This is a genomic window from Citrobacter sp. T1.2D-1 (genome assembly GCF_950098555.1).
Classification (GTDB): domain Bacteria; phylum Pseudomonadota; class Gammaproteobacteria; order Enterobacterales; family Enterobacteriaceae; genus Citrobacter_A; species Citrobacter_A telavivensis.
The window spans coordinates 24494-31874 of sequence record NZ_CATNHH010000022.1; the positions used below are offsets into that span (position 1 = coordinate 24494).

Genomic DNA, 7381 nt, shown 5'->3' on the forward strand with positions numbered 1-7381 from the left:
CAGAGCTCCAATTATTTTATAAACGAAAATGACTACTCCTCAGACCCATTACGATTGATGGGAGAGTGTAACCGTTCTTACGTAGCCCCCCGATTGGGAGCATTGTTAGATAGCCAAATCGGCTATCTGAGGTTCAAATCGAACCTGCCGTCGATTAAGACAAGCCCGCGCATTATACGTAAATATCAGACTGAAGCAAGTGTCGCGTAGATATTAATCACTTCGTCCGTAATGCGAGTAGGGTTCCAGGCTTTTATGTAGTGAATGAAACGCGGCAATTGAGCAGGAAAGTCGCTCGCAATACTCATAATAGTACCTTGCTCCCTCATTAGCCTTCTTTAAAGTAGCGACAGGATTGATGGAGGATACCTGATGGTCGCTGCCCTGCCCTTTCTGCTGCTATATACCGCATTGTCTTTGTCTCTTAGTTTCTGCGATGTGCGCAGCGGACAACTGCCGGACCGGTTTACCTGCCCATTGCTATGGGGCGGACTCCTCTTTCACCTGTGCATCATCCCGGCACAACTTGCAGATGCCGTATGGGGTGCCATTGCAGGCTACGCCAGTTTTGCCTTTATCTACTGGAGCTATCGGTTGGTTCGTAAGAGAGAAGGACTCGGCTATGGTGATGTGAAACTCCTTGCCGCGCTGGGTGCCTGGCATGGGTGGATGTCATTACCATTTTTGGTCTTTTGGGCGGCGCTGTTGGCGTGTTCTGGTATCGCAGCATTGGGGATAATTCATGGAAAGTCGGTATTAAAAAACCCGCTGCCTTTTGGGCCATTTCTGGCGGCTGCGGGTTTCATCACCGGATGTTACCGTTTCACTTCTGAAGCGATTAACTGGTCACTTTAATTTGCGACTGCAGATAATTTTGCAGGCCAATTTTCGAGATGAGATCCAGTTCAGTCTCCAGCCAGTCGATATGCCCTTCTTCATCCGCGAGGATTTCGATCATCATATCCCGGCTGACATAATCATGAACGGTATCAGCATAGGCGATCGCTTCACGTAAGTTTTTCGCCCCTTCGAGCTCTAATCTGAGATCGGACTGCAGCATCTCTTCAACATCTTCGCCAATCCCCAACTTACCGAGATCCTGCAGGTTCGGGATCCCTTCCAGGAACAAAATACGCTCAATATATTTATCCGCGTGTTTCATCTCATCAATGGATTCATGGTACTCGACGTCATTGAGGCGGGTAAGTCCCCAATTTTTGAACATACGTGCATGGAGAAAATACTGGTTGATCGCGACAAGCTCATTTCCCAATAGTTTATTGAGATAATTTATGATTTTAACATCACCTTTCATTTTATAGTCCCTCCGCTTCCACTCTCCAGAGCATAGATGGGGCTACAGGGATGTCAAAAAAAAGAGTGTGACTCAGGCGATCTCTTTAAATTCTGGCATTTGCATTAACTCATCCTGCATCACTTCGCGTGCTGCCCGAACGCATTTACCGCATTGATTTCCCACAGGTATAAACTTGCGTAGCTGTTGGAAGGATTGAGGATGAAACTGACGTACCGCCTGGCGAATTTTTTTATCACTTACACCATTACACAAACAAACGTACATGATCGCTCCCGTTCAATTTCTGCGCAAAGTGTAAATGAGAATAGTTATGATTACAATAGCACAATTCTCTCTACGCAACGGGAGCGAAGTAAAAATTGCGAGTAAATGTGACGACCAAATCACAGGCAGCAAAAAGGGCGCCGAAGCGCCCTTTTTAAGTGCAGAACTAATGAGTAAATATTAGCTCATTACTTTAGCAACAACGCCCGCACCAACAGTACGGCCGCCTTCACGGATTGCGAAACGCAGACCGTCGTCCATCGCGATCGGGTGGATCAGGGTAACAACCATTTTGATGTTGTCGCCTGGCATTACCATCTCTACGCCTTCCGGCAGTTCGATGGTGCCAGTCACGTCAGTTGTACGGAAGTAGAACTGCGGACGGTAGCCTTTGAAGAACGGAGTATGACGGCCGCCTTCGTCTTTGGACAGAATGTACACTTCAGATTCGAACTTGGTGTGCGGCTTGATGGAACCCGGCTTAGCCAGTACCTGACCACGTTCGATTTCTTCACGTTTGATACCACGCAGCAGAACACCTACGTTCTCACCCGCACGGCCTTCGTCCAGCAGTTTGCGGAACATTTCAACGCCAGTACAGGTAGACTTCGCAGTCTCTTTGATACCAACGATTTCAACTTCTTCGCCAACTTTGATGATACCGCGCTCTACACGACCGGTAACAACGGTACCACGACCGGAGATGGAGAATACGTCTTCGATCGGCAGCAGGAACGGCTTGTCAATCGCACGCTCTGGTTCCGGGATGTAAGAATCCAGGAAGCCAGCCAGTTCGATGATTTTCGCTTCCCACTCTGCTTCGCCTTCCAGCGCTTTCAGAGCAGAACCACGAACGATCGGCGTGTCGTCGCCCGGGAAATCGTACTGAGACAGCAGTTCACGAACTTCCATCTCTACCAGTTCCAGCAGCTCTTCGTCATCAACCATGTCGCATTTGTTCAGGAACACGATGATGTACGGAACGCCTACCTGACGACCCAGCAGGATGTGCTCACGAGTCTGCGGCATCGGGCCGTCAGTCGCAGCAACAACCAGGATCGCGCCGTCCATCTGCGCAGCACCAGTGATCATGTTTTTAACATAGTCGGCGTGGCCCGGGCAGTCTACGTGCGCGTAGTGGCGAGTCGGGGTGTCATATTCAACGTGAGAGGTGTTGATGGTGATACCACGAGCTTTTTCTTCCGGCGCGTTATCGATCTGATCGAATGCGCGAGCAGCACCGCCGTAGGTTTTAGCCAGTACGGTAGTGATGGCAGCGGTCAGCGTTGTTTTACCATGGTCAACGTGGCCGATAGTACCGACGTTAACGTGCGGTTTTGTACGTTCAAACTTTTCTTTAGACATCGATTGTCCCTCTAAGACACGGATAAATCGGTGATATCACCACATCAACCAGGCGATATGCCTGAACTGTTGAATCACTGAGTCGTTACAGAGAAAACACGGGGAGGAGAAGTGAAGTGGTGCTGATACCCAGAGTCGAACTGGGGACCTCACCCTTACCAAGGGTGCGCTCTACCAACTGAGCCATATCAGCACGTCTGGAGCGGGCAGCGGGAATCGAACCCGCATCATCAGCTTGGAAGGCTGAGGTAATAGCCATTATACGATGCCCGCATCCTGAAACTCGGCTACCCAGTTCTTTCTGTAACAAAAAAAGAGACAAGTCTCTTTTCTCATTCGAGCCGATTATTTTCTTAACCAGCTCAGACAGCAATTGCTGCCAGAAAGTGGTGGTGGGGGAAGGATTCGAACCTTCGAAGTCTGTGACGGCAGATTTACAGTCTGCTCCCTTTGGCCGCTCGGGAACCCCACCGGACTTGATGGTGCCGACTACCGGAATCGAACTGGTGACCTACTGATTACAAGTCAGTTGCTCTACCTACTGAGCTAAGTCGGCATCAAGTAGCGCGCATTCTATGGAGACCTGCGAACTCATGCAACTAAAAAATTGCATAAAATGTTCTATTGCTCACATTTTGCGCTATACGGCCAATAAATGACGTATTTTCAGTCAGCTTAGCATAAAATTTCGACATTATCTGGCAGCCCATTTCCTCCCACCTGCGCCAGCTGGCACTTCTAACGCCTCAAATCATCGTCTGCACATCTGGAATATCTGTCACATTACTTTTCAGGTAATGGCACCAGGAAGAGATTTTTTCTTATTATTCCCTCCCATCTGGTGTTACCCTCCTGCCCATTGTCCAAATTAACTGAAATGTGACGTGCCATTGCATGCCGGGGATGATGCGCTTTTTATCACTGCCCTGATGGTGTAATGACAGCCAGAAACATGCTTATGAGTATAAAAGAGCAAACGTTAATGACGCCTTACCTACATTTTAACCGCAACCAGTGGGCTGCGCTTCGTGATTCCGTGCCGATGACCCTTACTGAAGAAGAGATCGCGCGGTTAAAGGGGATTAATGAAGATTTATCGCTGGAAGAAGTAGCAGAGATCTATTTACCCCTGTCGCGTTTGCTTAACTTCTATATCAGCTCGAACCTGCGCCGTCAGGCTGTTCTCGAACAGTTTCTGGGCACTAACGGTGAGCGCATTCCTTATATCATCAGTATTGCTGGCAGTGTGGCGGTAGGGAAAAGCACCACCGCGCGTGTATTACAGGCGCTACTGAGTCGCTGGCCAGAACATCGCCGCGTTGAGCTAATCACCACCGATGGTTTTCTTCATCCAAACCAGGTATTAAAAGACCGTGGGTTAATGAAGAAGAAAGGCTTTCCTGAATCGTATGACATGCACCGTTTGGTCAAGTTTGTCTCCGACCTCAAATCCGGCGTGCCAAACGTCACCGCTCCGGTTTATTCGCATCTGATTTATGATGTGATCCCTGACGGGGATAAAACCGTTGCCCAGCCCGATATATTAATTCTCGAAGGACTCAATGTTTTGCAGAGTGGGATGGATTATCCGCACGACCCACATCATGTATTTGTTTCGGACTTCGTCGATTTCTCTATTTATGTTGATGCGCCGGAAGAGTTACTGCAGACATGGTATATCAATCGCTTTCTTAAATTCCGCGAGGGGGCGTTTACCGACCCCGACTCTTATTTCCATAACTATGCGAAACTGACGGAAGAGGAGGCAATCAATACGGCCACCTCATTATGGAAAGAAATTAACTGGCTGAATTTAAAGCAAAACATTTTACCCACGCGTGAGCGCGCGAGTCTTATCATGACCAAGAGCGCGAATCATGCCGTCGAACAGGTTCGCCTGCGGAAATAATTAAAAAAGGGAGCGAAAGCTCCCTTTTTATTATTCTGCACTTCTCAGGGAGATTTCTCCCCCAACCCACGGTTTTATCACACCATCCTGTTCCAGTAGTAATGCACCCTGTGCGTCGATCCCTCGCGAAGTACCGTATATTTCTTTTTCGCCGATGATCAGTTTTACCTGACGATTAATAAAGTTATCGAGTTTTTTCCAACGGGAAAGATAAGGAGCCAGTCCTTCCTGCTCAAATAATTCCAACGCGGTACGCAATTCACGAATGAGCCTCGCGGCCAGCGTGTTGCGATCGAGCGTAATCCCGGCTTCCTGCAGCGTAATCCATCCCTGATTCACCACGTCTTCTTCCACACGACGCATCGCCATGTTAATGCCGGCACCAATGACGATCTGCGCAGCATCGCCCGTCTTACCCGTTAATTCGACCAGGATCCCCGCCAGTTTGCGATCCAGCAGATAGAGATCGTTTGGCCACTTCACCCGAACTTTATCAGCACCGAGATCGCGCAGCACCTCGGCCATCACGATACCGATCACCAGGCTTAAGCCGATCGCTGCGGCCGGTCCCTGCTCCAGACGCCAGAACATCGAAAGATAAAGGTTTGCACCAAAGGGAGAGAACCACTTACGCCCACGACGTCCACGGCCTGCCTGTTGATATTCCGCCACGCAGGCATCGCCTGACTGTAACAGATCTATACGGTCCAGCAGGTATTGATTGGTGGAATCGATAACCGGAAGCACTGCCACCGTACCGCGATCCAACTGGCTGTATATACGGTCGGCATCCAGTAACTGAATCGGCTCAGGCAAACTGTATCCTTTACCTGGCACGGTAAAGACGTCGACACCCCAGTCACGTAAGGTCTGGATGTGTTTATTGATGGCAGCCCGACTCATCCCCAACTTTTCACCCAGTTGCTCGCCGGAATGAAACTCGCCATCGGCCAGTAAGGAGATAAGCGTCAGAGGAACGGTATTATCCTTCATGCAATGATCTCCACAGCATTGACTTCGCCTGTTTGCCCGATGAAGCGCACTTCAGGCTCCAGCCAGACGTTAAATTTTTCACCCACTTTCGTACGAACAAGGTGCGCCAGCTGAACAACATCTTTGCTTGTCGCATTATCAGCATTGATCAGCACTAGGGCCTGTTGACGATGCACTGCTGCCCCTCCGATCCCGGAGCCTTTCAACTGACACTGATCAATGAGCCAACCTGCCGCCAACTTTACTGAACCATCAGGCTGAGGATAATGGGGCGCATTCGGGAATTGAGACAATAATGCCTGTGCCACATCAGCCACCACTACGGGGTTCTTAAAAAAGCTGCCCGCATTACCGTTTACTTTCGGATCGGGCAGTTTCGTCATGCGCATATGGCAAACCGAATCAAACACCTGCCGGGGCGTTACTGTGGCCGGATCCAGACGCGTCAGGTCACCATAGGTCAACACTGGCTGCCATTGCTTAGTCAGGCGTAGACCCACTGCAACGATCGCGAAACGATCCTGATATTCATGTTTGAAGATACTGTCACGATAGCCAAATCGACACTCTGCCGCACTGACGCGCAGCGATTTTCCTGTCGCCAGCTCAACACAGTCAACGTAATCACAAACTCGTTGGAGCTCCACGCCGTAAGCACCAATATTCTGGATCGGTGAAGAACCGACACAGCCGGGGATCAGCGCCAGGTTTTCCAGACCCGGCATGCCAAGCTGTAGCGTGTGCTGTACCAGGTGATGCCAGTTTTCACCCGCGCCGACATGCAGCAGCCAGGCATCCGGTTGCTCTGTCACCTCAATGCCTTTGATACGGTTGACGATCACCGTTCCGCGGAAGGTATCAAGAAACAGGACGTTACTCCCTTCACCCAGTATCAGTACCGGCTGATGCAACGCATTGGCGGATTGCCAGGCATTCAGTAGCTGTTGTTCATTTTCGGCGCAAACAATCTCATTGGCATTTTGATCGATGCCAAAGGTATTCCAGGATTTAAGGGAGTGATTCATAGACGCTTTCCTGATGCAAAATCGCGGTTAGTTTACCGCATCTGCCGCAGTATGGCTTGTATTATGGCGGGCTAGCGTTATACAGAGGATTCCCCCTTGCCGTAGGCCGGATAAGGCGAAGCCGCCATCCGGCATTTTCCGTGGTGCACAGACGCAAAAAAGCCCATCCGTCAGGATGGGCTTCTTCACTGTTTGATGCCTGGCAGTTCCCTACTCTCGCATGGGGAGACCCCACACTACCATCGGCGCTACGGCGTTTCACTTCTGAGTTCGGCATGGGGTCAGGTGGGACCACCGCGCTACAGCCGCCAGGCAAATTCTGTTTTATCACCCCGTTTCCACGAAGTGACATAATCTGTTATCAAGCTGAACTGAAATTCTCTCTCAAATCCGCCAAAACAGCTTCGGCGTTGTAAGGTTAAGCCTCACGGTTCATTAGTACCGGTTAGCTCAACGCATCGCTGCGCTTACACACCCGGCCTATCAACGTCGTCGTCTTCAACGTTC

Annotated in this window: 7 protein-coding genes, 4 tRNA genes, 1 rRNA gene and 1 pseudogene; 3 read left to right on the forward strand and 10 right to left on the reverse strand. The window is 50.0% G+C overall.

Annotation, left to right across the window (positions count from 1 at the left end; all coding sequences use genetic code 11):
- Positions 1-372: 372 nt before the first annotated feature.
- Complete coding sequence (locus QQZ17_RS16070; RefSeq protein ID WP_152400214.1) at positions 373-855, forward strand: prepilin peptidase; 483 nt, start codon at positions 373-375, stop codon at positions 853-855.
- On the opposite strand, the gene bfr is transcribed toward QQZ17_RS16070, so the two are convergent.
- From bfr to QQZ17_RS16105, 7 genes are all read right to left on the reverse strand, one after another.
- Positions 839-1315, reverse strand: a complete 477-nt coding sequence (gene bfr / locus QQZ17_RS16075; protein WP_042326254.1) for a bacterioferritin — start codon at positions 1313-1315, stop codon at positions 839-841. The genes QQZ17_RS16070 and bfr overlap by 17 nt on opposite strands.
- Positions 1316-1387: 72 nt before the next feature.
- On the reverse strand, positions 1388-1582 hold the full coding sequence (gene bfd, locus QQZ17_RS16080; RefSeq protein WP_012135433.1) for a bacterioferritin-associated ferredoxin: 195 nt from the start codon (positions 1580-1582) through the stop codon (positions 1388-1390).
- Between the two features lie 180 nt (positions 1583-1762).
- Positions 1763-2947, reverse strand: coding sequence for an elongation factor Tu (tuf, locus tag QQZ17_RS16085; RefSeq protein WP_003031109.1), 1185 nt, complete (start codon positions 2945-2947; stop codon positions 1763-1765).
- Positions 2948-3064: 117 nt separating this feature from the next.
- Positions 3065-3140, reverse strand: a tRNA-Thr gene (locus tag QQZ17_RS16090).
- Positions 3141-3145: 5 nt separating this feature from the next.
- A tRNA-Gly gene (locus QQZ17_RS16095) sits at positions 3146-3220 on the reverse strand.
- Between the two features lie 114 nt (positions 3221-3334).
- A tRNA-Tyr gene (locus QQZ17_RS16100) sits at positions 3335-3419 on the reverse strand.
- 8 nt (positions 3420-3427) lie between these two features.
- Positions 3428-3503, reverse strand: a tRNA-Thr gene (locus QQZ17_RS16105).
- Positions 3504-3522: 19 nt separating this feature from the next.
- Here QQZ17_RS16105 and QQZ17_RS16110 point away from each other — a divergent pair.
- Both QQZ17_RS16110 and coaA read left to right on the forward strand, forming a co-directional pair.
- Positions 3523-3603: pseudogene (locus QQZ17_RS16110) on the forward strand (hypothetical protein); the annotation flags it as partial.
- A 302-nt stretch (positions 3604-3905) separates the two neighbouring features.
- Positions 3906-4856, forward strand: coding sequence for a type I pantothenate kinase (coaA, locus tag QQZ17_RS16115; RefSeq protein WP_152401307.1), 951 nt, complete (start codon positions 3906-3908; stop codon positions 4854-4856).
- Between the two features lie 30 nt (positions 4857-4886).
- Here the strand turns inward: coaA and birA are convergent, their stop codons facing one another.
- The 3 genes from birA to rrf form a co-directional block, all read right to left on the reverse strand.
- On the reverse strand, positions 4887-5849 hold the full coding sequence (gene birA, locus QQZ17_RS16120; RefSeq protein WP_152401305.1) for a bifunctional biotin--[acetyl-CoA-carboxylase] ligase/biotin operon repressor BirA: 963 nt from the start codon (positions 5847-5849) through the stop codon (positions 4887-4889).
- Entirely contained in the window at positions 5846-6874 is a 1029-nt protein-coding gene (gene murB / locus QQZ17_RS16125; protein ID WP_152401303.1) for a UDP-N-acetylmuramate dehydrogenase, read from the reverse strand. The genes birA and murB overlap by 4 nt, the downstream gene beginning before the upstream one ends.
- Positions 6875-7071: 197 nt before the next feature.
- A 5S ribosomal RNA gene (gene rrf / locus QQZ17_RS16130) occupies positions 7072-7187 on the reverse strand.
- Positions 7188-7381 lie beyond the last annotated feature (194 nt).